The 26,275-nt window shown below is 42.4% G+C and carries 22 protein-coding genes; 7 read left to right on the forward strand and 15 right to left on the reverse strand.

What is annotated here, in order from left to right:
* Nucleotide 1: 1 nt before the first annotated feature.
* From C5O00_RS06125 to C5O00_RS06175, 11 genes are all read right to left on the reverse strand, one after another.
* Nucleotides 2-433, reverse strand: a complete 432-nt coding sequence (locus C5O00_RS06125; protein ID WP_105215864.1) for a hypothetical protein — start codon at nucleotides 431-433, stop codon at nucleotides 2-4.
* Nucleotides 434-448: 15 nt separating this feature from the next.
* Nucleotides 449-1,897: a Fe-S cluster assembly protein SufB gene (sufB, locus tag C5O00_RS06130; RefSeq protein ID WP_105215865.1), complete on the reverse strand. Its 1,449-nt coding sequence runs from the start codon at nucleotides 1,895-1,897 to the stop codon at nucleotides 449-451.
* A 19-nt stretch (nucleotides 1,898-1,916) separates the two neighbouring features.
* Nucleotides 1,917-2,246, reverse strand: a complete 330-nt coding sequence (locus tag C5O00_RS06135; protein ID WP_105215866.1) for a HesB/IscA family protein — start codon at nucleotides 2,244-2,246, stop codon at nucleotides 1,917-1,919.
* Between the two features lie 156 nt (nucleotides 2,247-2,402).
* Nucleotides 2,403-3,479 (reverse strand): cytochrome-c peroxidase, encoded by a 1,077-nt coding sequence (locus C5O00_RS06140; RefSeq protein WP_105215868.1) that lies wholly within the window; start codon nucleotides 3,477-3,479, stop codon nucleotides 2,403-2,405.
* 9 nt (nucleotides 3,480-3,488) lie between these two features.
* A complete protein-coding gene (locus C5O00_RS06145) occupies nucleotides 3,489-4,286 on the reverse strand; it encodes an MbnP family protein (protein WP_105215870.1) in 798 nt (265 codons plus the stop codon).
* A 27-nt stretch (nucleotides 4,287-4,313) separates the two neighbouring features.
* Nucleotides 4,314-5,687: a hypothetical protein gene (locus C5O00_RS06150; RefSeq protein ID WP_244593037.1), complete on the reverse strand. Its 1,374-nt coding sequence runs from the start codon at nucleotides 5,685-5,687 to the stop codon at nucleotides 4,314-4,316.
* A gap of 11 nt (nucleotides 5,688-5,698) precedes the next feature.
* Nucleotides 5,699-7,105, reverse strand: coding sequence for a choice-of-anchor B family protein (locus C5O00_RS06155; RefSeq protein ID WP_105215872.1), 1,407 nt, complete (start codon nucleotides 7,103-7,105; stop codon nucleotides 5,699-5,701).
* A gap of 22 nt (nucleotides 7,106-7,127) precedes the next feature.
* Entirely contained in the window at nucleotides 7,128-8,543 is a 1,416-nt protein-coding gene (locus C5O00_RS06160; protein ID WP_105215874.1) for a choice-of-anchor B family protein, read from the reverse strand.
* 110 nt (nucleotides 8,544-8,653) lie between these two features.
* Complete coding sequence (locus C5O00_RS06165; RefSeq protein ID WP_105215876.1) at nucleotides 8,654-10,066, reverse strand: choice-of-anchor B family protein; 1,413 nt, start codon at nucleotides 10,064-10,066, stop codon at nucleotides 8,654-8,656.
* A gap of 52 nt (nucleotides 10,067-10,118) precedes the next feature.
* Nucleotides 10,119-12,035, reverse strand: coding sequence for a choice-of-anchor B family protein (locus tag C5O00_RS14690; protein WP_105215877.1), 1,917 nt, complete (start codon nucleotides 12,033-12,035; stop codon nucleotides 10,119-10,121).
* A gap of 188 nt (nucleotides 12,036-12,223) precedes the next feature.
* The gene (locus tag C5O00_RS06175) at nucleotides 12,224-13,465 is read right to left on the reverse strand and encodes a choice-of-anchor B family protein (protein ID WP_105217585.1); all 1,242 of its coding nucleotides are present in this window, start codon (nucleotides 13,463-13,465) and stop codon (nucleotides 12,224-12,226) included.
* Between the two features lie 176 nt (nucleotides 13,466-13,641).
* Between C5O00_RS06175 and thiL the strand changes: the two genes are divergently transcribed.
* Nucleotides 13,642-14,697 carry a thiamine-phosphate kinase gene (thiL, locus tag C5O00_RS06180; RefSeq protein ID WP_105215878.1) on the forward strand — a complete coding sequence of 352 codons (1,056 nt, stop codon included), beginning with the start codon at nucleotides 13,642-13,644 and terminating at the stop codon, nucleotides 14,695-14,697.
* Here the strand turns inward: thiL and C5O00_RS14480 are convergent, their stop codons facing one another.
* The 3 genes from C5O00_RS14480 to C5O00_RS06190 all read right to left on the reverse strand — a co-directional run bounded on the left by C5O00_RS14480 (nucleotide 14,698) and on the right by C5O00_RS06190 (nucleotide 15,980).
* The gene (locus tag C5O00_RS14480) at nucleotides 14,698-14,901 is read right to left on the reverse strand and encodes a hypothetical protein (RefSeq protein WP_158676790.1); all 204 of its coding nucleotides are present in this window, start codon (nucleotides 14,899-14,901) and stop codon (nucleotides 14,698-14,700) included.
* A complete protein-coding gene (locus C5O00_RS06185; protein ID WP_105215879.1) occupies nucleotides 14,898-15,143 on the reverse strand; it encodes a DUF1660 family phage protein in 246 nt (81 codons plus the stop codon). The genes C5O00_RS14480 and C5O00_RS06185 overlap by 4 nt, the downstream gene beginning before the upstream one ends.
* Nucleotides 15,144-15,209: 66 nt before the next feature.
* Complete coding sequence (locus C5O00_RS06190) at nucleotides 15,210-15,980, reverse strand: alpha/beta fold hydrolase (protein WP_105215880.1); 771 nt, start codon at nucleotides 15,978-15,980, stop codon at nucleotides 15,210-15,212.
* 29 nt (nucleotides 15,981-16,009) lie between these two features.
* Here C5O00_RS06190 and brnQ point away from each other — a divergent pair, with 29 nt between their 5' ends.
* Both brnQ and C5O00_RS06200 read left to right on the forward strand, forming a co-directional pair.
* Nucleotides 16,010-17,320: a branched-chain amino acid transport system II carrier protein gene (gene brnQ / locus C5O00_RS06195; protein WP_105215881.1), complete on the forward strand. Its 1,311-nt coding sequence runs from the start codon at nucleotides 16,010-16,012 to the stop codon at nucleotides 17,318-17,320.
* Nucleotides 17,321-17,578: 258 nt separating this feature from the next.
* Nucleotides 17,579-17,875, forward strand: a complete 297-nt coding sequence (locus tag C5O00_RS06200; RefSeq protein ID WP_105215882.1) for an isoamylase early set domain-containing protein — start codon at nucleotides 17,579-17,581, stop codon at nucleotides 17,873-17,875.
* Between the two features lie 81 nt (nucleotides 17,876-17,956).
* Here C5O00_RS06200 and C5O00_RS06205 read toward each other — a convergent pair whose 3' ends face one another.
* Nucleotides 17,957-19,249: an aminopeptidase P family protein gene (locus C5O00_RS06205; RefSeq protein WP_105215884.1), complete on the reverse strand. Its 1,293-nt coding sequence runs from the start codon at nucleotides 19,247-19,249 to the stop codon at nucleotides 17,957-17,959.
* Nucleotides 19,250-19,391: 142 nt separating this feature from the next.
* Here C5O00_RS06205 and C5O00_RS06210 point away from each other — a divergent pair, with 142 nt between their 5' ends.
* From C5O00_RS06210 to C5O00_RS06225, 4 genes are all read left to right on the forward strand, one after another.
* Nucleotides 19,392-22,235, forward strand: coding sequence for a WD40/YVTN/BNR-like repeat-containing protein (locus C5O00_RS06210; RefSeq protein WP_105215885.1), 2,844 nt, complete (start codon nucleotides 19,392-19,394; stop codon nucleotides 22,233-22,235).
* Nucleotides 22,236-22,335: 100 nt separating this feature from the next.
* Nucleotides 22,336-23,451, forward strand: coding sequence for a T9SS type A sorting domain-containing protein (locus tag C5O00_RS06215; RefSeq protein WP_105215887.1), 1,116 nt, complete (start codon nucleotides 22,336-22,338; stop codon nucleotides 23,449-23,451).
* A 138-nt stretch (nucleotides 23,452-23,589) separates the two neighbouring features.
* Nucleotides 23,590-24,255: a succinate dehydrogenase cytochrome b subunit gene (locus tag C5O00_RS06220; protein WP_105215889.1), complete on the forward strand. Its 666-nt coding sequence runs from the start codon at nucleotides 23,590-23,592 to the stop codon at nucleotides 24,253-24,255.
* Between the two features lie 12 nt (nucleotides 24,256-24,267).
* Entirely contained in the window at nucleotides 24,268-26,271 is a 2,004-nt protein-coding gene (locus C5O00_RS06225) for a fumarate reductase/succinate dehydrogenase flavoprotein subunit (protein ID WP_105215891.1), read from the forward strand.
* The last annotated feature ends 4 nt before the right edge of the window (nucleotides 26,272-26,275 follow it).

Raw genomic sequence — 26,275 nt, forward strand, 5'->3', positions numbered from 1 at the left:
CTTAGTTTTTGTCTTCAATTTTAACATCTGCCTCTGCGGGCTTCGCACTCACATTCAGTATATTTTTTATGGTGATCACTTCCTCCCAGCCTTCTTTCCCTTCAGAAAGGGCAGGATTGGGCGATACTATTCCAGTGACTACAACCGGGACCATATCAAATTCATCCTTCTTTATAGGTGCTACTCTTGCAGCCAATTCACGGGCAACAGTATCTATTACCACCCCGTAAACGAAGTTTTTACCTTTCAACACGGCTGCTTCATCGGTAAAGATGAACTCACCTCTGTAAACAGGCATCCTTACATCCACCACGTTGCCGCCTTCTGCGGATATTTCGGTGTTCTCATCCGGGTTCTCACTGTTTTTCTTTTCAGAATTATTACAAGAGAATGTAATAGTTGCGATAAGGAATAAATAAAAGATTTTTTTCATTTTCAATTTTTAGTTTTATCCAACTGAACCTTCAAGGCTTATTTCTAATAATTTTTGTGCTTCTACGGCAAATTCCATAGGAAGTTTATTTAGAACCTCCTTGCTAAATCCATTTACTATAAGAGCAATAGCTTTTTCGGTATCGATACCACGCTGATTGCAATAAAAGATCTGGTCTTCCCCGATCTTACTGGTTGTGGCTTCGTGTTCTATCCTTGCAGATTTATTACTGGCCTCTATATATGGAAAAGTATGAGCACCGCAATTATTTCCCATTAATAAGGAATCGCACTGTGAGAAGTTGCGGGCATTTTCGGCTCTCGGACTAATCTTCACAAGACCTCTATAGCTGTTTTGTGATTTTCCTGCTGAAATCCCTTTCGAAATAATTGTACTTCTGGTGTTCTTGCCCAGGTGAATCATTTTGGTACCTGTATCGGCTTGCTGATAATTATTGGTCACCGCGATCGAGTAGAATTCTCCAATAGAATTATCACCTTTTAATATGCAACTTGGATATTTCCAGGTAACGGCACTTCCCGTTTCAACCTGAGTCCAGGATATTTTCGCATTTTTTTCGCAAAGGCCCCGCTTGGTCACAAAGTTGTACACCCCTCCTTTACCGTCCTTTCCGCCGGGGTACCAGTTTTGAACCGTAGAATATTTTATTTCGGCATCGTCCAGGGCTATTAGTTCCACCACTGCGGCATGCAACTGGTTTTCATCTCTGGACGGAGCTGTACACCCTTCGAGATAACTTACATAACTTCCTTCATCTGCAATTACAAGGGTACGTTCAAACTGTCCTGTTCCCGCCTGGTTGATACGGAAGTAGGTAGATAATTCCATAGGGCACCGAACACCCTTCGGAATATAGCAGAACGAGCCATCGCTAAAAACAGCGCTGTTCAATGCTGCATAAAAGTTATCTTTTTGCGGAACTACAGAGCCTATGTATTTTTTTACTAGTTCGGGGTGTTCTTTAATTGCTTCTGAAATTGAGCAAAAGATAATTCCCTTTTCGGCCAGAGTTGCTTTAAAAGTAGTCGCCACAGAAACGGAATCCATCACGATATCCACCGCCACCCCGGCTAATTTTTTTTGCTCCTCAAGGGATATGCCCAGCCTGTTGAAGGTATCAAGCAATTCCGGGTCTACTTCATCGATGCTATCGTATTTCGGTTTCTTTGACGGCGCCGAATAATAGGAAATTGCCTGGAAATCCGGTTTTTGGTAGCGAACATTAGCCCACTCCGGCTCGACCATTTCCTTCCACACACGGAAAGACTCGAGACGCCAATCGGTCATCCACTGAGGTTCCTCCTTTTTTAAAGAGATCGCTCTAACGATATCTTCATTGAGGCCGGCAGGGAATGTCTCTGAAGCAATATCGGTGTAGAAACCATACTCGTATTCCTTGGTTTCCAGTTCTTTCTTTAAATCGTCTTCGGTAAATTTTCCCATGATTCTTTTTCTACACTATTTATAAAGAGAAACTCTCTCCGCATCCGCAAGTTCTGTTAGCATTTGGATTGTTGAAGACAAATCCTTTTCCATTCAGCCCTCCACTGTATTCCAGGGTGGTCCCCACCAGATAGAGAAAGCTCTTCTTATCTACTACGATCTTCACGGGTGTGTCTTCGAACATCTTATCCTCAGCCCCTAATTGTTTATCGAAAGTTAGCTCATAAGACAATCCCGAACATCCACCGCTCTTCACCCCTACACGCACAAAATCCTGTTCTACAGCAAAGCCCTCGTCTGTCATCAGCTGAGAAATCTTACTTTTAGCTTGTTCGCTTACTTTGATCATCTCTAAATAGATTAATTCTAAATTAGGTTGCAAATATACGTTAAAAGCCGTTTTTAACCATAGAGGAAATACAATTTACGCCTATGGCTTGATAGTTTTAAGTAATAATTAACAGCCTTAGGGTTTTAAGGGGTTTACGGCGGTAAATAAGTAGCCTTAGTTTGGATCCTGGAAATCGGGATTGGAAATAAAGCTGGGGTCGGATAAAGTAAGTAGAAATGCCTTTAGATCGGCCTTATCTTCTGGTGAGAGACCCACACCCCCTTCGTCCACTTTTTTCATAAGCGGATCGATGGTTTCAGAATAGACCAGTCCTTCACTGTAATGGTCGATCACTTCGTCGATGGTGTTAAATCTACCATCGTGCATATAAGGTGCAGTGTATGCAAGGTTTCGTAGGCTTGGAGTTTTAAACGTCCCAAATTCCCTGGGATCGCCAGTTACCGCACCTCGGCCACGATCTACATGTGTTTCATCCAGACCGTTGTTATGGAAGATATTGTCTGTCCATAGCGGGTTATTAGGATTTCCATGGCAGTGAAAACAATCGCCTCTATTCTCATCCAGGAAAATATTTAGTCCGTTAAGCTCAGACTGAGTTAATTGTTCTGTGCCTGCCAGGTACCTATCAAACTTAGAATTTCCCGAAATTAACGTTCTAACAAACTGGGCAATCGCTTTTGTCACCAATGTCGAATCTATATTTTGGGTTCCGAAGGCAGCTTCGAACAAGGCTGGATATTCAGGATCTGCCTGTAGCGTACTAACAGCTCCAGGCCATGTATTGTGCATTTCAATGGGGTCGATCACAGGAAATAAGGCCTGGTTTTCAACCGATACGGCCCGGCCATCCCAAAAGAAAAGTTCGTTATAATTCCAGGCCAGGTTAAACAAAGGCATGGAATTTCTTGTACCGGCTGTGCCATCAATTCCTATACTAAATTGCCTGGGATCTGAAAAAGCACTGGCCGGGCTATGGCACCCGGCACAGGCTAAGGTATTATCTGCAGATAGTTTTTTATCGAAGAATAACTTTCTACCCAAAGCCACGCCTTCAACAGATTGCGGATTGTCTTCCGGGATAACCGGTGGAAGGATCTTTTCGGCAAATAAAGGCGGAATATTCAATTCCAGAGGGGTAGCCGTATAACCATCAATATTATCATCCTGGTCCGTAGTACAAGAAACTACCAAAAGACAACATAATGCGATATATACTAAACTGCGTTTCATAAATTAATTTTACTGTGTAACGGTTCCTTTGCTAAATACTCCGGTTGAACCATTGAAGATAGAACCATTTTCGTACATCATGATCTGGGCATCGAAATTTGGCATCAATACAGTGTTTAATTGGTTCAGGTCCCATTGATTCGGACTTCTAAACCATTCTGCCACATTCATCTTTACTTCTACACTGGTACTGCTTCCTACGGTCACCTGCCCCAGACTAACTTCGAAGGAAGTATCCTGTAAGGTGATAGGAGTAGTGGTATTATCGTTCGCCCGAATGGTGTGGTAGGCGTAATTAGTCTGCGTTGACGTGTTGTCGACAAATTTTCCTTCAAGTCGCATATAGTGATATCCACCACCTAACATCATTGGCACGTTCCAACCTCCGTCTGCCGAATTCAAATCCGGATAAATTCCATCCTGATTATCTTCATCGTCGAAACCAAAAGTGAACGTAACAAGATATTCTCCTTCCGGGATCTCAATATCGGGAGTGAAGGTAAGGTTAGTGCCTTCTCTCACATTTATCAGGTTATAATCCCCTGCATCGAAGGATTCGGCAGTAGAAAGACTTGTGAAGGTAACATCGGAAATTAGATAAACCAGCTTCGAGATACTCATTTGTTCTCCGTTGGCATTGAAGTACTGCAAAAGGTCGAAATCTGTATTTTCAATTTCATCACCATCCCAGTTGTGAGTAAATGTAAATTCAACTGTGGCGTTTGGCGTAGGTTGTGGGTTATTATCATCGTTGTTGCACCCGATTACCAAAACGGAAGCTACAATCATCAGGACAATCTTTTTCATTAATTTATTTTTTTAGGTTACTTGTAATTATTTAACTTTTATCAGCAATAGGTCTTTTATTCCACGGTTTACGGTAATGTCTATATCGTTGCTCTCGGTATTACCTACCACAATGAGTTTATTATCAGTTGTTTGGATGGCACTATCGGCAAAATCTAGACTGGTGCCACCGGCAGTTTTCTGATACTGCAGTTCTCCGTTTTCGTTAATGATCATTACCCAGGCATCATTTTGTCCAATATTCATTGAAACATCCCCGTTGGCAGAACGGGTTGATCCCGAGATAAGATAGGTTCCGTTAGGCAGCCTTTCAACACTTCGTGCAGATTCAAACTGATCACCACCATAGGTCTTTTGCCAAATGATAGCGCCGTTGTTCTTATTAAATTTCACTACCCATAGATCGGCATTACCAAGCGGATTTGTTACATCCTTATCTATACTTCGCGTATCGCCAACGATCATATAATTTCCATCGGTTGTTTGGGTTACGGCATAAGCCACATCAATTTCAGAACCGCCAAAGGATTTTGACCAAAGGTTATCTCCGCCGGCACTAACTTTTACTACCCAGAAGTCGTAACTCCCTTTCGGATCTAGTTTATCAAAGTCTTCACTTTCTGAAGCACCTATCATTAGGAATCCACCATCATCGGTCTGAACAACGTCGTAACTACGGTCGTTATTGGATCCGCCAAAATAGCGACGCCAAATTTTATTACCGTTAGCATCCATCTTGATCCCCCAATATTCTCCTACACCGTGTTCCGGGTTTCTACCATCGTTGCCCATCCCACCGCTGGCAGTGACATCGAGGAATCCTGTAGCGAAATAGCCCCCATCTGCTGTTTGAATGATATTAAGAGCCTGATCGCTTCCAGAAAAGCCAAAATTGGTTTCCCATTGAATATCACCTACACTGTTTATCTTAACGATCCAGTAATCGTGAAAGCCTTCATTTCCACCCACATCTCCATCGTTACTACGGCTGTGGCCGGAGAGAATGTATCCGCCGTCGTTGGTTTTAACAATACCTGTAGCCCTGTCTGGAGATGTTCCTCCATAGGTTTTACTCCATTGCTTTTCACCGGCAGCATTTACTTTTAATACCCAATAGTCGGGATCTGTGGTTGTTTTATCTGTGATGTCACCATCATTACTGGAAGTGGTTCCTACCATTACATAACCTCCGTCATTTGCCTGGACAACATCCACGGCTTCGTCTTCGTTACTACCGCCGAAGGTTTTAACGTATTCAATAACGCCTTCAAAAGTTCCGCCAACCGGTGGGTTATCGTCATCGGTGGAGCCGTCTGGAGGGGTTGTGCCTTCATCTTTTTTACAGGCGTGAAAGCCACACATGAAGATGATGGCGAGGGCGTAGGTTAAGTATCTTTTCATAATTTCTAGGTTTAATTCACAATCAATCTTTTAGTGGTTGATTTGTTGATCTGAACCATATATAAACCGGCTTTTAAACTGGAAATATCTATAGTTTCTGAAAGACTGTCGGCAAAATCATAACGATTTACTTCCTGTCCTAGTACATTGTATATTGCAACAGTGTCTATTGGGGCGTTCTTGGAGGCGACATTGAGAACATTGTTAGCCGGATTAGGGAAGATGGAAAAATCCGAAGTACTAAAATCGGGTGCACTCAGGTTCTCATCTCGCACCAGGGTAAATCCAAAATCACCGCTTATAACTATGTTCCCACTTGCGAAGAAGGGGTACACATTCCATGCGCCATCGAAACTTGCATTATTGTTACCAGGGAAGGTATCGAAATAGCCATATTCAGACATACTTCCGCTTTCAATATTGCTAATATCCAGAACTCTCATTCCTGCGGAGTAGCTGGCCATATAGAATCTTTCACCCACCACATAACCGTTGTGATCTACAGCCGGAGTGGTTCCGAAGTACTCAAAATCAAGCTGAGGGTTATCCAGATCGGTAAAATCGAATACAAGGGTACGGGTATTGAAGCCAACACTAAATTCATCTATTTCATCTCCTACAATAAAATACTTCATGTCTTCTGTGAACCATCCCTGATGCGTATAACCTACGTTTGAGTAATTGGTTGAAGAAATGGGTTGCGGACTCCCTTTATCGGTAATATCTACGACCACTACGGCATTTTCGTTACTCCCGATAAGGATCTCTTTCCCATTATAGCTGGTGTCGGGACCGTTATACAATACAACTTGCGCGTCATGGCTGTAACCATCTAAGGCATAACCACCTTCATCGGTTGGGTTCAACGGGTCCTGAATATTTATGAAATGCGGTCCACCGTTATACAGATCGGTTCCAACTGCATATGCATAGCCCGTATCTTCGTTAATAACAATATTGTGTGCACTACCAAAATTTCCATAATGCGCGTCTTCAGTGAACGTTTCGGGAGGGCTGGTTACATTTCGCAAACGAGTTAGGTCGAATACCTGCATACCGTGACCATTTGCTTCACTTACAACAAATGCATGATTGTTATACACTTTTACATCTCTCCAGGTACTTGAACTAGTATGCGTTGGAAGTTTACCCAGGTACTGAGGATCCACAGGATCTGAGATATCGATAAATGCGGTACCGTTATTAAGGCCAACAATTGCATATTCCTTACCATCCTGTGGGTCTGTCCATCCCCAGGAATCGTTTCCTCCTCCTGCGCCCATTGCAGCGAGGGTTATTTGCCCCTGAAGCGTAAAATTAGAACATGGGAAACCTGCTGCAGAGCCTCCTGAGCACGGTACTTGTGCTATCATAATTGAGCTAGCCAGAACAGTAATTATTGTAACTATTTTCTTCATTTTTTGATTGTTGTTTTACCGCTTACTTTACTATTAGTCTTTTTACGGTGTTATTATTGATTTTAACCAGATACATACCGGAAGTTAGGCCGGAGATATCTATTTGTTCATTATTTGTATGATTAAATTCGAATTGCAGCACCTGCTGGCCCAGCATATTCCTAATCTCTATGGTCTCGATTCCACTTACATCTGAAGTAATCATTAGTATGTCTGAAGCAGGATTCGGGGTTAGCGCAAAACTTGTACTATCCACGGGGTCTGTTCCCAGATTTTGCTCTCTCAGCACGAAAAAACCACCGTCAATATTGCTTACAACAATATTACCACTAGGGAAATACGGATATACGTTCCACGCGCCATTATAAGAAACATTCTGATTTGCCGGATGTGTGTCGAAATAACCTATCTCGTTCATATTTCCATTGGCAATATCACTTATATCAATCACGCGGAATCCCGCTGTATAATTAGCCAGGTAAAATCTGTCTCCTTTTACGTATCCATTGTGATCTATGGCAGGAGTGGGTCCAAAATATTCCATGTGAAATTGTGGATTATCCAGGTCGGTGAAGTCGAAAACAATAGAACGAGTATTGAATCCAACATTAGATTCGTCAAATTCATCACCGGCTATAAAATAGGTCTGATCTTCTGTAAGCCATCCCTGGTGGGTATAACCTATGTTGGCGTAGCCTATAGTTGAGATAAGCTGAGGATTGGACTTATCGGTCACGTCCACGATCACTACTTCATCGGTATTACAGCCAATGTAGATCTCGCTACCAGCGTAATCGGTATCCGGGCCCGAATAAGTTACTACTTGGGCATCGTGAGTATAACCACTTCCCGAATATCCACCTTCAGCAACAGGGTTTAACGGGTCCTGAATATTTACAAAAACAGCTCCGCCGCTAAATTGACCGGTTCCTACGCCATAAGCATAGCCCGATGCTTCATTAATAACCACATTGTGGGCACTTCCGAAGCCACTAAAATAAGCATCCTCTGTAAAGTTTTCGGGAGGGCTGCTCACAGATCTTAAACGCGTAAGATCGAAGATCTGCATCCCATGTCCTCCTGCTTCACTCACCATAAAAGCATAATTATTATACACTTTCACATCACGCCATAGGCTGGAAGAATTGCCATGGCCCAATAATTTACCCAGGATAACGGGGTTAACGGGATCTGTGATGTCTATAAATACGGTACCGTTATTTACACCGGTAATTGCATATTCCTTTCCATTTTGAGGATCTGTCCAGCCCCAGGAATCATTTCCTGAGCTGCCGCCTAATTCGCCAAGCGTAAATGTTGACAACAGGTCGTAGCCACTACATGGGTAAGATCCTGCCATACCACTTTCACAAGGGGTCTGTGCTAAAGCCAGGGTGCTGAATATTGATAATCCATACAGGAGTAGATTCTTTATCATAACAAATTAATTAGCAAAACACAAAAATACGAATAATACGGCACTACAAACAGAACTAATGTCATTTATAGAAAGAGCCCGAAGTTGTAAATGTGTTTCAAAGGTTTTATTTAGTTTTTAATTATTTTCTTCACTATAGACTTATTAACACGAACAAAATAGATTCCACTGGAGATACCTGCCAGATTAACTGTGGCGTTGTTCGCGTCGATATTTTCTGCAGAATAAATTACTTTACCTAGTGTATCTGTGATCTTTATTTCTGAAATGATCCTATCATGCATACTAATTGTTAGGTGTTCGGAGATCGGATTTGGATAGATCGCGACTTCTGTATTTAAGATATCATCAATTCCGAGGATCACCGAGGGTTTTACCAGGACAAACCCCTGTTCCCTATCACTAATTACTATATGTCCACTATCAAAATAAGGGTACACACTCCATGAACCGTTGAACCCTGAATTATTATTAACAGGGTAGGTGTCGAAATTCCCTACTTCACTCATATTCATATTAGCTATATCCGAGATATCGATCACCCGTAAACCTGCTGCGTTGTTGGCAAGGTAGAATTTATCGCCTTTTACATAACCATTGTGGTCTGTCGCTCCTGTGGGTCCCGAATACTGGAAATGAAACTGTGGGTTATCAAGATCTGAGAGATCGAAGATCAATGTCCTGGAATTAAAGCCAAAATTGATCTCATCTGTTTCGTCACCCAGGATAAAATATCGCTGATCCTCTGTGAACCAACCCTGGTGCGTATAAGAGACGTTCGAGTAGGTAATCGCCGAAATAGCTTGTGGATTGGCCTTGTCTGTAACATCTACGATCACCATTTCATCTTCGTTGCTCCCTATCATGATTTCCTGTCCGATGTAATCGGTATCAGGGCCATTGTAGGTAACTACCTGTGCATCGTGAGTATAACCCTCTGCAGCATATCCGCCAGCAGCTACAGGATTAATAGGATCCTGGATATCTATAAAATAGGCACCGCCACTAAACTGATTGGTGCCAACGGCATAGGCATAACCCGTATCTTCATTGATCACAATATTATGCGCCCCTCCAAAACCTGAGAAATGAGCGTCGTTTGTAAAAGTAACCGGAGGGTTTGGGACATTTCGTAAGCGTGTTAGATCGAAGACCTGCATACCGTGCCCGGGATCCTCACTAACTATAAAGGCGTGATTGTTATAGGTTTTTGCATCTCTCCAAGTACTGGAGCTTCCCTGGGTTGGGAGTTTCCCGAGGTAAACAGGATTCAACGGATCGGAGATGTCTATAAACGCCGTTGCTTCATTAAGACAAACAATGGCGTACTCCTTTCCGTCCATAGGGTCTGTCCAGCCCCAACTGTCATTTGCCCGGCTGGAGCCCATGGTAGCAAGAGAAATTTGAGAGATGAGGTCGTATCCTTCACATGGGAAACCTGCTGCTGTTCCATTGCTGCACGGGGTTTGTGCTGTGATACAAGCGCTCCACAGTACTAAAAAGCACGACAATAATCTTAACATAGTTATTATAGTGTTTTGAAGTACGTGAATGCTAATTTCCCGTACTTTCTAATTATCTCTTAATTATCTTTTTTGTTACACTATTATTAACTGTAACAAAGTACAATCCTCTGGCAATAGCAGATACGTTCAAAGTAGCTGATAATGTGTCCAGGTTATTGGAATTGAATACCACCTTCCCTGAAACATCGATTACACTTATACTGTTTATCGATCTGTTAGCCGAGTTGATATTAATTGTTTTTGAAGCAGGATTAGGATAAATACTCAATCCATTTTCGAAAGCTATATCATCGGCAGAAAGAACATCTGTAACGATTATATCGAAGGAACAGTTATTTGTATTTCCACTACTGTCTTCAGCTACGAAATTAATAGTATGGATTCCTATAGGTAACTGCGTTCCGGCAACAGGACTCTGAGTAAGTATCAGGCCTGAAGCACAATTATCTGTGGCAGTTACGTCACCATTGGCAAAATGATCCGGCAGAGTATAGTAGTTCTGTCCGGCGTCTACTAGCACCTGTGAATTCCCCGGGCAATTAATCTGAGGGTCCATATCATCTACTACTGTAACTGTAGCCGTACAATAGTCTTTGTTTCCGAAGTCATCATAAACTTCCAGTTCAACCACATTGGCGCCCAGATTGGAGCAATCAAAGTATTCGTTACAAATATTGAAATAAACCACCCCGCTATTGTCGGTAGAGCCATTGTCAATATCTGCTCCTGTAATAGTTACTTCTCCGTTTGCGTCGAGTGATACTGTTATGTCCTGGCATACCGCCACCGGGTTCACTAGATCTGTCGATTGAGCTTTTACAAGTAAAAAACCACGATTCATATCGCTAATTACAATATTTCCACTGGCAAAGTATGGGTAAACGTTCCAGGCGCCACTAAAGTTTGCGTTATCATTATTGGGATAACTATCAAAGTAGCCTTCTTCTGTCATGGTTCCACTAGCGATATTCGAAATATCGATAACTCGGATACCGGCTCTATAGTTAGCCAGGTAGTATTTAGTTCCTTTTACATAACCATTATGATCGATGGCCGGGGTTGGACCGGTATAGGTAGTATGTAACTGGGGATTATCCAGATCCTCAAAATCAAAAACCAGTGTACGGGTATTAAAACCAACGCTTTGCTCATCCAGCTCGTCCCCAAGTATAAAGTAACGCTGATCTTCCGTAAACCAGCCCTGGTGAGTATAATTTACATTGGTGTAGGAAATTGTGGAGATACTTACGGGATTAGACTTATTGGTAATATCGGCAATGATCACCTCATTTTCATTGCTTCCTATCAATATCTCTCTCCCAATATAATCCTGGTCTGGCCCACAGTAGGTTACCACCTGCGCGTCATGGCTGTAATCGTCCATAGAATATCCTCCTGCAGCGGTTGGGTTAGTAGGATTCTGGATATTGATAAAATGTGGTCCCCCATTATAACTGGAAGTACCCACAGCGTAGGCGAAGCCCGTGTCTTCATTGATCACTATATTATGTGCTCTTCCAAATCCTGAGTAATGTGCATCCTCTGTAAAGGTTTCCGGAGGGCTGCTCACATTTCTCAACCTGGTTAGGTCGAAAACCTGCATCCCGTGCCCGTTTGCCTCACTAACAATAAAGGCATGATCGTTATAGGTTTTCACGTCTCTCCAGCTACTATTAGACGTATGCGTTGGTAGCTTTCCCAGAAATACCGGACTTGTAGGATTTGATATATCTATAAAGGCAGTTCCGTTGTTAAGGCCAATAAGGGCATATTCCTTCCCGGTGGTAGAATCTGTCCATCCCCAACTATCATTTCCGCCACTGGCATTTAAGGCAGTAAGGCTTAATTCAGACTGAAGGTCGTAACCACTGCATGGATATGGTCCGGCGGTCCCACCTGTACATGGAGTTTGTGCAATTATTGGTAAAGAAAAAATAAGCAGGATAGGGAGTAATAAAATTTTCATGGGTTAAGTTTAAGTAGGGTTATTTTAGTTTTGAGGAACTCGTCGATTTGATTATTGAAAATGTATTAAAAATCAATTTTAGCTGAATTTCTTTCAAAAATTTTTCGAAATCATTCCAAATGTAGAAAAATATGTAATATGACCAACTGTTTTAGATGTTAATTAACCCATTTCTAGGGGCTTCATGATCAATTTCCTCGCTTTACAAGGAAAAAGCCAAGATTAATGTCGCTAATTACGATATTCCCACTTGTGAAGTAGGGAAATACACTCCAGGCACCATTAAAAGACGCCGCATCGTTTTCAGGATAGGTGTCAAAATATCCCGATTCGTATAGATCGCCGTTTGCAATTCCCGAAATATCGATCTCGGTGAGACCTCTGGTATAATTAGATAAATAATATGTGTTTCCTTTTACATACCCATTATGATCGATTGCTGTAGTATTTCCGTAATGTTCACTAGACAGAACGGGATTCTCCAAGTCGCTGAAATCGAAGATCAGGGTACGTGAATTGAATCCAAAGGCCAGCTCATCCAGTTCATCACCCACGATAAAATACCGCTGGTCCTCGGTAAACCAACCCTGATGCGTATAACCCGTTTGAGGATAGAATACAGTAGCAATTCGCTGTGGGTTGGATTTGTCTGTGATATCTACAATTACAAGCTCATTTTCATTACTGCCAATGAGGATCTCAGATCCTGTATGATCGGGGTCCGGGCCATTATAAGTGACCACCTGTGCGTCATGACTATAAGAATCCATAGCATAGCCTCCTGCCGGTTGCGGATCTACAGGGTTTTGAATATTTATAAAATGAGGCCCTCCATCGAAGGTAGTTGTTCCTACGGCGTATGCATAACCACTGTTCTCGTTGATCACTATATTATGAGCGTCTCCAAAGCCGGTATATAACGCATCGGCGCTAAAGTTGGTTGGAGGACTTGGCACATTGCGCAGACGGGTAAGATCGAAGACCTGCATTCCATGACCGGCAGCTTCACTCACAATAAATGCGTGATTATTGTAAACCTTTACATCCCGCCAGTCTGATGACGAAGTCTGTGTAGGTACTTTTCCCAAAAACACGGGATTTGAGGGATCTGATATATCTATAAAGGCAGTACCGTTGTCCAGTCCCATGATGGCATACTCTTTTCCTGTGCCCGGATCTGTCCATCCCCAGCAATCGTTACCCTTATAGGCATCCATGGTGCGTAAATCTATACGGCTTACCAGGTTGTAACCCCTGCATGCAAATCCTCCTGCCGAACCATTTACACATTGGGCAGATAAAGGATATTGAGCAGATTCCGGAATAGTGTCATTTATAATTTGCGCGTTTACCGGAATCTTGAAGCCGTCATCTTTTGCGCATCCAAAGAGGAATAAACTACCAAGAGCTAAGATCAGAATTAATTTCATAGTTGAAAATTTGTTAAATGTAACCAAGAGGGTTCTGGCCTGCAACATATCAGGGTCGGCTTTTATAAATGCAGACATTTAGCAGCATTTAACCAATTGAGATTATTTCTGAAATATCAATTAAATGTAAAATTCTTTAAATCTAAGCAGTACTTTTGCACTGCAATTATTAGACTATGTTTGAAGAAAAAGATCAATCGAGAACGGCGATATCCGAACTAGGAGAATTCGGACTCATATCACACCTTACCGCAAATTTTAAGATCACCCGTAAATCGACCGTAAAGGGAATTGGAGATGACGCAGCCGTGATCGCTCCTGAAAAGGGGAGTGAGATCGTTGTAACCACCGACATGTTAGTTGAGGGAGTCCATTTTGATCTTAGCTACATGCCACTTAAGCATCTTGGTTACAAAGCTGTGGTGGTGAATTTATCGGATATATACGCTATGAATGCTCAGGCTTCTCAAATAACGGTTTCGATTGCATTGTCCAACCGATTTCCTGTTGAAGCCGTCGAGGCATTGTACAGCGGGATAGAAACTGCAGCCAGGATTTATAATATCGACGTGGTAGGAGGTGATACTACATCCTCTACCTCGGGTCTTGTAATTAGTATAACGGCTATCGGGATGGCCGATAAAAAGAATATTACCTACAGAAATGGGGCCTCAGAGAACGATTTGCTGGTGGTCACGGGGGATCTTGGCGCTGCTTATCTTGGCCTTCAGGTTTTAGAACGAGAAAAGAAGGTGTTCGAAGTTAATCCTAACGCACAGCCCGATCTGGAACCCTATACTTACTTAGTAGAACGACAGTTGAAACCAGAAGCCAGGAAGGATATCCCAAAATTACTGGCCGAGCTGGGAGTTCTGCCCACATCGATGATCGATATTAGTGATGGGTTGTCCTCAGAGATTCTTCATTTATGTGAACAATCGAAGGTAGGTTGTAACTTATACGAAGAAAAGATCCCGTTGGACCCCCAGGTTATCAGTACCTGCGAGGAATTTAATCTGGATAGTACTACCATTGCACTAAGTGGCGGCGAGGATTATGAATTACTATTTACTTTGAAACAGGAGGACTTTCCGAAGATAAAAGGAAATCCAAATTTAACTGTGATAGGGCATATTACGGCCCGGAAGGAAGGTGCACACTTGATTACCAGGGCGAATACCAAAATACCGCTAATCGCTCGTGGCTGGAATGCACTTAGTGAGGAAGAATGATCAGGACAAGATTTGTTTCTGAAAATGATTCTGGAAGAATTCGTGATTCTTTTCCCAGTAACGCGTAAATTTTACGATCCTGCCATACCCATCCTTAGTGAATTTCTGATGGCAGTGAGTGCATTCGTATTCTTTTATATGAATGAGCTGTTTAGATATGAGGGATAGATTATGACCTTTGATCTTGCAACGCAATTGCTTCATAATGTTGAAATTTTTCTATTTTTCTTCTGAAAGAAAGTCGCCAGGCATGAATTGGTGTTCTTAAGTTTCTGGGTGAGTATCTCCAGATGACCCGTATCGTTCTCTGCAACTTCTCGGCCGCAGTGAGAACATTTATACTCGTTAATATGGTTGGTTACCTTTCGGGTGATAATGTAATCATGACCGAAAGCTACACACACAAGGTTGGATAGCGAAAGGTGCTTTTTAGGGGAGGATTTCATATATCAGGGATTTATTTTATACCCCAATATATATTTTTAATTTAAAAAATCGACAAAAGACACAAATTATTCGATGAAATGCACAATTTTATGTATTTCTTTAACATTTTCGAGTAAGGTCATGTGACCACTTTCCACTTTTATCAGGGTGGAATCTGTATCCTTGGCAGCATTTTCCGAATCTGTGATCGGGATCACTTCGTCCTTCGTTCCGGCAATCATATATTTTGGCCCCCGGTATTTCTTTAATACATGACGACGGTCCTTACGTTCCATCATACCGCGGATTGCGGCCAGTATCCCCGGAGTAGGTATGGATAATGCCTGCTGCTGAAGTGCTGTAATTTCGGCAGTTAGATCTTCCCGCCGGTCTTCAGCAAACAGATTCAGTATGGACACAGTGATAAATAACTTTTTGTTCTTCGGAATTAGTTTCAGCGCCCGCTTCCGGTTTAGAAGTCTTTCGGGACTATCACTATAAGGTGACGAATTAAGTAAAATGATCTGCCGCACTTCCGAAGGATATAAATCAAGAAATGCAAGAGCAACGTAGCCACCCATGGAATGACCGATCACACTAACATTTTCCAGGCCCAAATGCTGCAACAGACTGTGAGCAACTTCGGCCATAAATTCCATACTATGAGTTTTGCCATAGACACTCGATCGTCCATGACCCGGAAGGTCAAGGCGGATAAGAGTGAAATTCTTCAGAAGTAACGCTGCAAGTTCATCCCACATGGCAAGATCTTCCAGAAAACCATGCAATAACAAAACTGCAGGTCCTTCACCCTGCGTCTCATAATTAATAACTCCGTCGTTGTAAGGAAAAATCATTTTTCTATCTTCATGGCAAATATCTGTTAATGACGCAACGCAAGCAAATTGTGATCACGGCTTTTGCTCTATTTTCTCTTTTTTTCGGAGCGGGGAATCTTATTTTACCACCATACTTAGGATATAATGCAGGATCCGGATGGTTCTGGGTAGCCATTGGTTTTGCTATTTCGGCAGTTATTATACCCATTATGGCAATTTACGGCCACGCCCGCTTACAAGGAACCATGCTCGATTTTGCGAACAAGGTTTCGCCATGGTTCGCCATGGTTTACTCTGTACTAGTGTATGCGATCTCGGTTTCTCTTCCTTCTCCAAGGACAGCTTCCATGGCCTACGAAATGGCTATCGAGCCTTATTTCGAACTTTCATCTCTCTGGCTGAGTATAATATATTTTTCGCTGGTGCTTGTATTTGTACTTAACAGGAATAAGATCCTAAGCATCATTGGCAAATATCTCACCCCCATGATAATTATAATTTTACTATTGGTAATTATCCTGGGCCTATTTACCGATACCGAAGCCTTACGTTCATCGATGTTCGACAATACACTGGTATCCGGGATACTTGAAGGCTACCAAACGTTCGACGCTATTGGAGGGGTGGTGGTGGGAGGTGTTATTGTTATTTCTTTCAGTTTGCAAGGGAAATATCAATATGATGACAGACGGAGAATGATCGCAAAATCGGGTCTGCTGGCCGGGATGGGCCTATTTATTATTTATGCCGGCCTGATCGCATTAGGAGCATGGCAAAGTGGTTCCATACAGGTGGACGATCGCACCGAACTACTTCTATTATTGTGTACAACTTCACTGGGAGATATAGGGACGGCTTTTCTAGCTGTGCTGGTAGCACTCGCTTGCTTTACAACAGCGGTAGGGATAGTGACCGGGACGGCCGACTTTGTAAAGGGTGTCTTCAAAGATTCGCAAAAGGCCTATATTATCACCGCCCTGGCGGGCTGTGTGATAGGAGTTTTGGTAGGACAGCATACCGTGGGTTATATTATCGATGTGGCGATTCCTGCATTGATGTTTATTTATCCTATTACCATTGTCTTGATCATCCTAAGCGTTTTACCAGATAGATATACAAGTAGTTTAGTGTATCGGGCCACTGTGATCGCCACTGTTATCTTTAGCATCCCAGACTTTGCTGCAACTCTTAACCTACAACTAATACCTCAACCTGTTATGGAATCGATCCGGATGTATATTCCACTATCTAATGATCATATGGGATGGTTATTGCCCTTCTTGATCGTTTTCATCCTTTCAAATCTTTATGGCATTTCAAACAGAAAATCCAACGATATTGAAAAGCGAAATGAGTGAATTTGACGTTTATTTAAACTTTTTCACAAAATCCGGTTTTTTCGCAAACGATATAGTTATTTAATGCGTCATTTTCGTTTGTCAAATTCACCGTATTTCATTGCGAATTTCTTTTTTTAAACCCCTCTTTATTTATAAGTTGATAAAAAGAAGTATCACTTTTTGAATTATTCGTAAAACGCTGATATTTTACAAGTTAAGTGTTTGGATTATAGAATTTGTATCATAGATTTACCCCAAATTAAAAACATTATAATCATGGCTATTTCGAAGCAATATTTAAAGAGCAAGCCGGTATGCAAAGTAACTTTTACAGTTCCTGCTGCCGAAGCGAATGAGGTAAAAGTTGCAGGATCTTTCAATGAGTGGAACGCAGATTCTACTCCTCTTAAAAAACTAAAGAACGGATCGTTTAAAGGAACTGTTTCCCTTGATAAGGATCAGTCTTACGAATTCAGATATGTAGTAGACGGTAACTGGACTAACGACGATCAGGCCGACAGCTATCAGTGGAATGAATTTGCAGCAACCGAGAACAGTGTAGTACACGTATAACCCCAAGTACAGTGTAACTAAAAAAGGCTATCCGTCATGCGGATAGCCTTTTTCGTTTTTAATCTTGCTGATCTTATTATTTCAGGAATTCATGAGGTCTTCGATCTCCGCGGCCTCGATCGGGATATTTCTCATCAGGTTAAAAGGTTCGCCCTTTTCCTGAACAACAACATCGTCTTCCAGTCTAATCCCAAATCCTTCTTCAGGGATATAAATTCCGGGCTCTACAGTAAATACCATTCCGGCTTTGATTGGTTCCCAAAGTATTCCATAATCATGTGTATCCAGTCCCATATGATGACTGGTACCGTGCATAAAATATTTTTTATAAGCAGGCCAGTCCGGGTCTTCATTTTGTACATCGGCCTTATCGAGCAGGCCAAGTTGTAGCAATTCGGAGGTCATTAGTTTACCTACCTCAAGGTGGTATTCTTTCCAATACGCACCCGGAACCAGTAATTTGGTAGCTTCGTTCTTAACCTTCAATACCGAGTTATAAACCTCTTTCTGTCGTTTACTATAGGTCCCGCTCACAGGAATGGTGCGTGTCATATCACTACTGTAATTTGCATAAGAGGCACCAACGTCCATTAGGATGAGGTCACCCGCTTTACACTGCTGGTTATTTTCTATATAGTGCAACACGTTGGCATTGTTCCCGCTTGCAATTATCGGGGTGTACGCGAAGCCGTTAGACCGGTTTCTTAGAAACTCGTGCATATACTCTGCCTCGATCTCATACTCCCATACACCTGGTTTGACAAATTGAAGTACTCGTCTAAAACCTTTATCCGTAATGTCGCATGCTTGTTGCAGTACTTCGATTTCCAGCGGATCTTTTACCGCTCTCAGTCGTTGTAGAATAGGATTACTCTTCGCCCAATTATGCGCCGGAAACTTCTCTTTGGTAGCTTTTATAAAACGAGCTTCACGAGTTTCGGTTTCTACAGACTGCCGGTAATGTTCGTTCGTATTAAAATAGATCGTTTCTGCCTGGGTCATTAGTTCGAAAAATATTTTGTCGAAATCAGACAACCAGTAAACCGTCTTCACGCCACTCACATCGAAGGCCTTCTCTTTTGTTAACTTCTCGCCTTCCCAAATTGCAATATGCTCGTTGGTCTCTCTTAGAAAAAGTACTTCCCTGTGTTTATCTTCCACAGCATCCGGGAACAATAACAAGATGCTTTCTTCCTGATCTACACCGCTTAAATAAAGTATATCTCTGTGTTGTTGAAAAGGCATAGTACTGTCTGCACTAATGGGGTAAATATCATTGCTGTTGAACACCGCGAGACTTCTTGGTTTCATTTCAGCCATGAAATTCCTGCGGTTTTTAATGTACAGCGAATTATGTATAGGTTGGTATTTCATAGATAGCTTTTCAGAATAGATTCAAAAATACAGCAATTTGTGCTTCGAATAAAATTTCGAATTTAATTAATGAAATACAACTTCCGAATATTTTGCAATCAGTTCGCATTTCTGTACTTTCAAATTCTGAAAATCCACGAATATGAAAAAACTAATCATTTTAAGCTTCCTTCTCGTTACATGTAATCTCTTTGCTCAACCTGCAGCCACACCTGCTTCCGAAGTGATAAAAGGCATTCAGCAAAAACAACAACTTGCCGAAACTTCTATAGTTAAAAATTTACCCTTCAAGAGTATTGGACCTACTATTATGAGTGGGCGAGTAGTAGATTTTGCCGTTAACCCCAACAATCCTGTAGAGTTCTATGTAGGTTATGCAAGTGGTGGAGTTTGGCACACCCGTAATAACGGAACTTCCTTCGAGCCTGTGCTGGATTCGAGTCCAACACAAAATGTGGGCAGCCTTGCCATGGACTGGAAGAATAACAGGCTTTGGGTGGGTACCGGAGAAGTAAATTCGTCTCGCTCATCCTATGCCGGTATTGGCCTTCTTCTTTCCGAAGATGGAGGAAAGTCATGGAAGAATATGGGCCTTAGCGATGCGCATCATATTAGTAAGATCATGATCAACCCTAACAATCCCAATGAGGTTGTGGTAAGTGCTGTAGGACATTTGTATTCGAAGAATAACGAGAGAGGAGTTTATAAAACCGTTGACGGGGGAGCCTCCTGGAACAAAACTTTGTTTGTGAACGATGAGACCGGGATCATCGAAATGGATGTGGACCCCAACAATTGGAACTTGATGTATGCGGCTGCCTGGGATAAAGACAGAAAAGCTTGGAATTTCAGAGGTAATGGAAACGCGAGTGCCATATATAAAAGTACCGATGCCGGAAATACCTGGACTAAAGTTACCGTTGCCGGAAGTGGTTTTCCGGTTGGTGAAGGAGTAGGTCGCATCGGGCTTGCTGTAGTAGATGCTAATACAGTGTACGCAATTCACGATAATCAGTTCCGAAGAAAAGATGAAAAGAAGTTGGAAACTAATGATGGGATGTTGGTGAAAGACGATTTTAAGACCATGACCACCGCACAATTTATGGGGCTTGATAACAACAGGCTTAAAACCTACCTGAGGCAAAACGGATTTCAGGAAAAATACACGGCCGAAAGTGTAAAAGAGATGGTGAAGACCGGCAAGGCGAAACCGGTAGATCTTGCCCGTTATCTTGAGGATGCCAACACCATGTTGTTCGACACCCCGGTAATAGGAGCAGAAGTATACAAGAGTACAGATGGTGGAAAAAACTGGAAGAAGACCCATGAAGGATATCTGGACGGAATTTATTTTTCTTATGGGTATTACTTCGGAAAGATCCATGTGGACCCGAACAATGCAGATAAGATCTATATATATGGAGTCCCAATTTTAAAATCGGCCGACGGTGGTAAAACTTTCGAATCGATTAGTGCAGATAATGTGCACGCAGACCATCACGCACTTTGGATCAATCCTAAATTACAAGGCCATCTTATCAACGGGAATGATGGTGGTGTGAATATTTCATACGATGATGGTGAGACCTGGATCAAGAACAATGCCCCTGAGGTAGGACAATTCTATACTGTGAATGTGGATGATGAGAAACCATATAATGTCTACGGGGGTCTTCAGGATAACGGAGTTTGGAAAGGGGCTCACAATGCCGAAATGAATAGTCGCTGGCATCAAAGCGGTGAGAATCCGTACAAATCCATTATGGGAGGCGATGGGATGCAAGTGCAGATCGATAGCAGGAATACCAATGTGGTCTACACAGGTTTTCAATTTGGAAACTATTTCAGGCTAAACCTCGAAACCGATGAACAGACCTATATACAACCCAAACACGAACTAGGCGAAACCCCATATCGATTTAACTGGCAAACTCCTATATTGTTGAGCTCGCACAATCAGGATATTCTGTATTTAGGTGGGAACAAATTGATGCGCAGCATGAATAGGGGAGACGATTGGGAACCCATCTCCGGCGATCTCACCCAGGGAGGAAAGGCCGGGAATGTTGCCTACGGAACACTAACATCTATAAGCGAATCACCGTTTCAATTTGGACTAATATATGCCGGAAGTGACGATGGAATGCTGCATGTAACACGCAACGGTGGAGGTAACTGGGTTAATATTTCCAATTCCTTTCCAAAAGATCTGTGGGTTAGTCGTGTAATAGCCTCCGAGCATAAAAAGGAGCGCGTCTATGTTACCTTAAACGGATATCGCTGGGATGATTTCACTCCTTATGTGTATGTTAGCGAAGACTACGGGCAGAGCTGGAAAAAGATCACAACTAATTTAACCGCGTCTCCGGTTAATGTGATCAAGGAAGACCCGCATAATGAAAATGTCCTTTACCTGGGGACCGACAACGGGGCATGGGTGAGTTTTAACCGGGGTGATAACTGGCATGTTTTCTCGGGAGGATTGCCTAATGTAGCCGTGCATGATCTGGTAATTCAAAAACGTGAAAAGGACTTGGTTCTGGGGACGCACGGGCGGTCATTTTACCTGGCTGATACGGAAGTCTTAAGTAAGATGAGCACGGGATCCATGAATGAGGTGCTGCTGGCCGATATAGGTTCCATCAGGTCTTCGGGGCGATGGGGAAGCAGGTTTAGCCCCTGGTACGATATTTTTGAGCCCTCAAGGGATATTCAGTTTTATAGCCCTGCTACAGGCAAAGCCGAGGTGGTAGTTACCGATGAAAACGAAAACAGACTTCAGCGAATGGTTGTGGATGTGGAGCGAGGTATCAATATTGTAGAATACGATCTGTCGGTTTCAGAAAAAGGGGTAAAAGCGTTAGGTAAATCCGGAACGGAAATCAAAAAGGCCGAAAATGACCTGTTTTATTTAACTAAAGGAAGTTACATTATAACAGTTTCAATTGACGGAAAGGAAGCAATAACCACACTTGAGGTGAAATAGGAAAAATTTAAAAGAAATAAATTAAATTCACATTAGTGTGTTAAGGAATTTAAAAAAAGTACTATATTTATATGATCATTAATCTAAAACTTAATTAATTATGAAAAAACTACGACTATTTATTATGGCGTTAGCTGTAGGTACTGTTGGTGCGTTTGCACAGGTAGCCGAAGCTGGGCCTGCCGGACCAGCTCCTAACGGTAATACTCCTGATGCATTATTTGATCTTCAGTACATTGTTGACGTTGGAGTTAATGGAAGTATTGGAGCACAGTCTCAAGCGGGTGTTGCCTTTATCAACAACGAATGGTGGGTATCTACCTGGAACACGGATCAGATTCACATTCTTGATGCCGCTGGTGCATTTATTCAAACAATTGTTGTTCCTGGTGTAACCGGAACACGTGCTTTAACCACAGATGGAACAAACCTTTATTTAGGTACAGCTGGACTTAATATTTTTGAAGTAGACCCTGTAGCAATGACGGTTTCCAATACTATCAATGTCACAACAGGTTCATCTGCTTCTGCCAGAATGGTAACATATGATGAGACTCTTGACGGAGGTAACGGTGGTTTCTGGATCGGTAACTTTGGTTCAGATATCGCTTCTGTAGATATGAGTGGAAATGAGCTTTCTGTTATTGGTGCAGCAACTCATGGAACTACTATCTATGGTGGAGCTGTAGATAACGTTTCTGCTGGTGGACCTTTCCTTTGGATCCATGACCAGAATGGTGTAGCTCCTAGCCGTGACTTCATTGTTCAGTTAGAGCTTCCTAGTGGAACACCAACTGGAGTTGTTTACGACTTTACAGCAGATGGTGCTAGTGCAGGCGCAACTGATGTTCTTGCAGGTGGATTGTTTATCACAGATGAGGTTGATCCTGCTATGTGGCAGATGATCGGTCTTTGTCAGTGTACTCCTTCTAACTTGATCTTCGGACTTGAGTTACTGCCTATCGCAGGAGTTGGAGACAATGCACTTACAGATTTCTCAATTGCTCCTAACCCAGCAAACGGAAGTACTGTAACTATTAACACTGGTATCCAGGCTGAAATGCAGGTTGCTGTATTCGATGTTCTTGGAAAACAAGTTATCAATACCGTTCTTACTAATAATGAATTAAGTGTTGAAGGACTTAACGCCGGAGTTTATATGGTACAAGTTACTCAGCAAGGAAACACAGCTGTTAAAAAATTAGTTGTAAAGTAATTGCCACTTGAATTTTAAACCGAAAAGCCACATCGATCTGATGTGGCTTTTTTGTTATTATATCTAACCTAATTGTTTGGCTTTAACTTTTTTCAGCCGTATTTTTGTTCATCTTAAATCTTCGAAAAGAAAACCATAATGGGATTTATATCTACTTCCATAGCCCGTAAGGTTGCCATGGCACTTTCCGGTCTGTTTCTTGTCTTTTTCCTTGGGCAACATTTTGTAATAAATATTTCATCGGTGATAGATCCGGACACCTTTAATTCCTGGTCACATTTTATGGGAACCAATGGCCTGGTACAATTCCTGCTACAGCCGGTTTTAATCTTTGGTGTGGTCTTTCATTTCATAATGGGATTCATTTTAGAGTATCAAAACCGCAAGGCAAGAGCCATTAACTATAAATCTTACAAGGGGAACAGTAATTCGAGTTGGGCGTCCAGGAATATGCTCATCTCCGGGGTGGTTATCCTTGCATTTCTAGGATTGCATTTTTACGATTTCTGGGTTCCGGAGATCGTTCATAAGTATATCGAAACGCACCCCGAGGATCCCAGCCGCTATTTTCCGGAGTTGGTACACAAATTTGAAAGTCCGGTAAGAGTTGGCTTGTACACCCTTGCCTTTATCTTGCTCATCTTTCACCTGTGGCACGGATTCTCTTCGTCATTTCAGAGTGTTGGTTTCAACAACAAATATTCAAGAGCACTCAAAGGATTTACAAGACTTTATGCTGTTCTAATCCCATTAGGCTTTGTATTTATAGCTCTGTACCATCATTTCAATCAATTACCCCACTAAAAAGCAGAAGATATGTCGATATTGAATTCAAAAGTACCTCAAGGACCTTTAAGTGAGAAGTGGACAAAACACAAAAATGATATAGACCTGGTAAACCCGGCGAATAAGCGAAATATAGATGTGATCGTAGTAGGGACCGGACTGGCCGGTGGTAGTGCCGCCGCAACATTAGCCGAACTAGGTTACAATGTAAAGACATTCTGCTATCAGGATTCTCCTCGTAGAGCGCACTCTATCGCCGCTCAGGGTGGGATCAATGCCGCCAAGAACTATCAGGGTGATGGGGATTCTACCTATAGATTATTTTACGATACAATTAAAGGTGGCGATTACAGATCGAGGGAAGCCAACGTCTATCGTCTGGCAGAAGTTTCGGCCAATATCATAGACCAATGCGTTGCTCAGGGAGTGCCGTTTGCCCGGGAATACGGAGGTCTGCTGGACAACCGTTCCTTTGGGGGTGTATTGGTGTCGAGAACATTTTACGCCAAAGGACAAACAGGGCAACAACTACTTTTGGGGGCTTATTCGGCGATGAATAGGCAAATTAATCGGGGAAAGATAAAACCATATAACCGTCATGAGATGCTCGATCTTGTTATCGTTGATGGAAAAGCCAGAGGGATCATCGCACGCGATATGGTAACCGGAGAGCTTGAAAGACATTCGGCCCATGCCGTAGTGATCGCGAGTGGAGGATATGGTAATGTATTTTACCTCTCTACCAATGCAATGGGAAGTAATGTTACAGCCTCCTGGAAGATCCATAAGCGTGGAGCTTATTTTGCAAATCCTTGCTATACTCAAATACATCCCACCTGTATCCCTGTTTCTGGAGATCATCAGTCTAAACTCACGTTAATGTCTGAATCCCTTCGGAATGACGGCCGGATCTGGGTTCCGAAGAAAAAAGAAGATGCCATAGCCATACAACAGGGAAAACTTAAACCTGTAGACCTGGCTGAGGAAGATAGGGACTATTACCTGGAAAGACGTTATCCGTCGTTTGGTAACCTTGTACCGAGAGATGTGGCCTCCCGGGCAGCAAAGGAAAGATGCGACGCCGGCTTTGGAGTGAATAAGACGGGGGAAGCTGTTTTTCTTGATTTTGCATCGGCTATCATGAGATATGGAAGGGAAGCCGCAGCCGTTGATCATATAGAGAATCCTTCAGAAGAAAAAATTAGAGAATTAGGTGAAAAGGTGATCGAGGCCAAATACGGTAACCTTTTCCAGATGTACGAAAAGATCGTAGATGAGAATCCGTACAAAACGCCAATGATGATCTACCCTGCCGTACATTACACCATGGGAGGTGTTTGGGTTGATTACAATCTCGAAACGACCATTCCCGGTTGTTTCTGTGCAGGCGAAGCCAATTTCAGCGATCATGGAGCTAACAGATTAGGGGCTTCTGCCCTAATGCAGGGACTGGCCGATGGTTATTTTGTATTGCCATACACCATTGGTGATTATCTCGCAGACGATATTAGAACCGGACCAATACCTGTCAACACGCCCGAATTTGACGAAGCGGAGAACAATATCAGGTTACAGCTCGAGAAACTTATCAAAAATAAAGGGACGAGATCTGTAGATTATTTCCATAAACGCCTTGGGAAGATAATGTGGAATAACGTAGGGATGTCCCGTAATGAACAAGGTTTGAAAGAAGCCATATCCTCAATCCGGGAATTACGTGATGAATTTTGGAGAGATGTTTTGGTGCCTGGTGATGCTAACGAAGTGAACCCAGAGTTGGAAAAGGCGATGCGGGTAGCAGATTTTCTGGAATTAGGGGAGTTGTTCGCCGTCGATGCTTTGCACCGTAAAGAATCCTGCGGAGGACATTTTAGAGAAGAGTATCAGACAGAGGAAGGTGAGGCAATGCGCGACGATGAAAATTTCATGTATGTCGCTGCCTGGGAATATACGGGAGATCCAGGGAAAGCAATTCTTCATAAGGAAAACCTGGAATACGATAATATTGAAGTTAAGACAAGAAGTTATAAATAAAAGG

Origin of the sequence: Pukyongia salina (genome assembly GCF_002966125.1) — a bacterium.
GTDB classification, from domain to species: domain Bacteria; phylum Bacteroidota; class Bacteroidia; order Flavobacteriales; family Flavobacteriaceae; genus Pukyongia; species Pukyongia salina.

What these genes read in the sequence shown, in the direction of transcription:
- C5O00_RS06125 (WP_105215864.1), bottom strand. Translation starts at nt 433, where the DNA reads ATGAAAAAAATCTTTTATTTATTCCTTATCGCAACTATTACATTCTCT.
- sufB (WP_105215865.1), bottom strand. Translation starts at nt 1,897, where the DNA reads ATGGGAAAATTTACCGAAGACGATTTAAAGAAAGAACTGGAAACCAAG.
- C5O00_RS06135 (WP_105215866.1), bottom strand. Translation starts at nt 2,246, where the DNA reads ATGATCAAAGTAAGCGAACAAGCTAAAAGTAAGATTTCTCAGCTGATG.
- C5O00_RS06140 (WP_105215868.1), bottom strand. Translation starts at nt 3,479, where the DNA reads ATGAAACGCAGTTTAGTATATATCGCATTATGTTGTCTTTTGGTAGTT.
- C5O00_RS06145 (WP_105215870.1), bottom strand. Translation starts at nt 4,286, where the DNA reads ATGAAAAAGATTGTCCTGATGATTGTAGCTTCCGTTTTGGTAATCGGG.
- C5O00_RS06150 (WP_244593037.1), bottom strand. Translation starts at nt 5,687, where the DNA reads ATGAAAAGATACTTAACCTACGCCCTCGCCATCATCTTCATGTGTGGC.
- C5O00_RS06155 (WP_105215872.1), bottom strand. Translation starts at nt 7,105, where the DNA reads ATGAAGAAAATAGTTACAATAATTACTGTTCTGGCTAGCTCAATTATG.
- C5O00_RS06160 (WP_105215874.1), bottom strand. Translation starts at nt 8,543, where the DNA reads ATGATAAAGAATCTACTCCTGTATGGATTATCAATATTCAGCACCCTG.
- C5O00_RS06165 (WP_105215876.1), bottom strand. Translation starts at nt 10,066, where the DNA reads ATGTTAAGATTATTGTCGTGCTTTTTAGTACTGTGGAGCGCTTGTATC.
- C5O00_RS14690 (WP_105215877.1), bottom strand. Translation starts at nt 12,035, where the DNA reads ATGAAAATTTTATTACTCCCTATCCTGCTTATTTTTTCTTTACCAATA.
- C5O00_RS06175 (WP_105217585.1), bottom strand. Translation starts at nt 13,465, where the DNA reads ATGAAATTAATTCTGATCTTAGCTCTTGGTAGTTTATTCCTCTTTGGA.
- thiL (WP_105215878.1), top strand. Translation starts at nt 13,642, where the DNA reads ATGTTTGAAGAAAAAGATCAATCGAGAACGGCGATATCCGAACTAGGA.
- C5O00_RS14480 (WP_158676790.1), bottom strand. Translation starts at nt 14,901, where the DNA reads ATGAAGCAATTGCGTTGCAAGATCAAAGGTCATAATCTATCCCTCATA.
- C5O00_RS06185 (WP_105215879.1), bottom strand. Translation starts at nt 15,143, where the DNA reads ATGAAATCCTCCCCTAAAAAGCACCTTTCGCTATCCAACCTTGTGTGT.
- C5O00_RS06190 (WP_105215880.1), bottom strand. Translation starts at nt 15,980, where the DNA reads ATGATTTTTCCTTACAACGACGGAGTTATTAATTATGAGACGCAGGGT.
- brnQ (WP_105215881.1), top strand. Translation starts at nt 16,010, where the DNA reads ATGACGCAACGCAAGCAAATTGTGATCACGGCTTTTGCTCTATTTTCT.
- C5O00_RS06200 (WP_105215882.1), top strand. Translation starts at nt 17,579, where the DNA reads ATGGCTATTTCGAAGCAATATTTAAAGAGCAAGCCGGTATGCAAAGTA.
- C5O00_RS06205 (WP_105215884.1), bottom strand. Translation starts at nt 19,249, where the DNA reads ATGAAATACCAACCTATACATAATTCGCTGTACATTAAAAACCGCAGG.
- C5O00_RS06210 (WP_105215885.1), top strand. Translation starts at nt 19,392, where the DNA reads ATGAAAAAACTAATCATTTTAAGCTTCCTTCTCGTTACATGTAATCTC.
- C5O00_RS06215 (WP_105215887.1), top strand. Translation starts at nt 22,336, where the DNA reads ATGAAAAAACTACGACTATTTATTATGGCGTTAGCTGTAGGTACTGTT.
- C5O00_RS06220 (WP_105215889.1), top strand. Translation starts at nt 23,590, where the DNA reads ATGGGATTTATATCTACTTCCATAGCCCGTAAGGTTGCCATGGCACTT.
- C5O00_RS06225 (WP_105215891.1), top strand. Translation starts at nt 24,268, where the DNA reads ATGTCGATATTGAATTCAAAAGTACCTCAAGGACCTTTAAGTGAGAAG.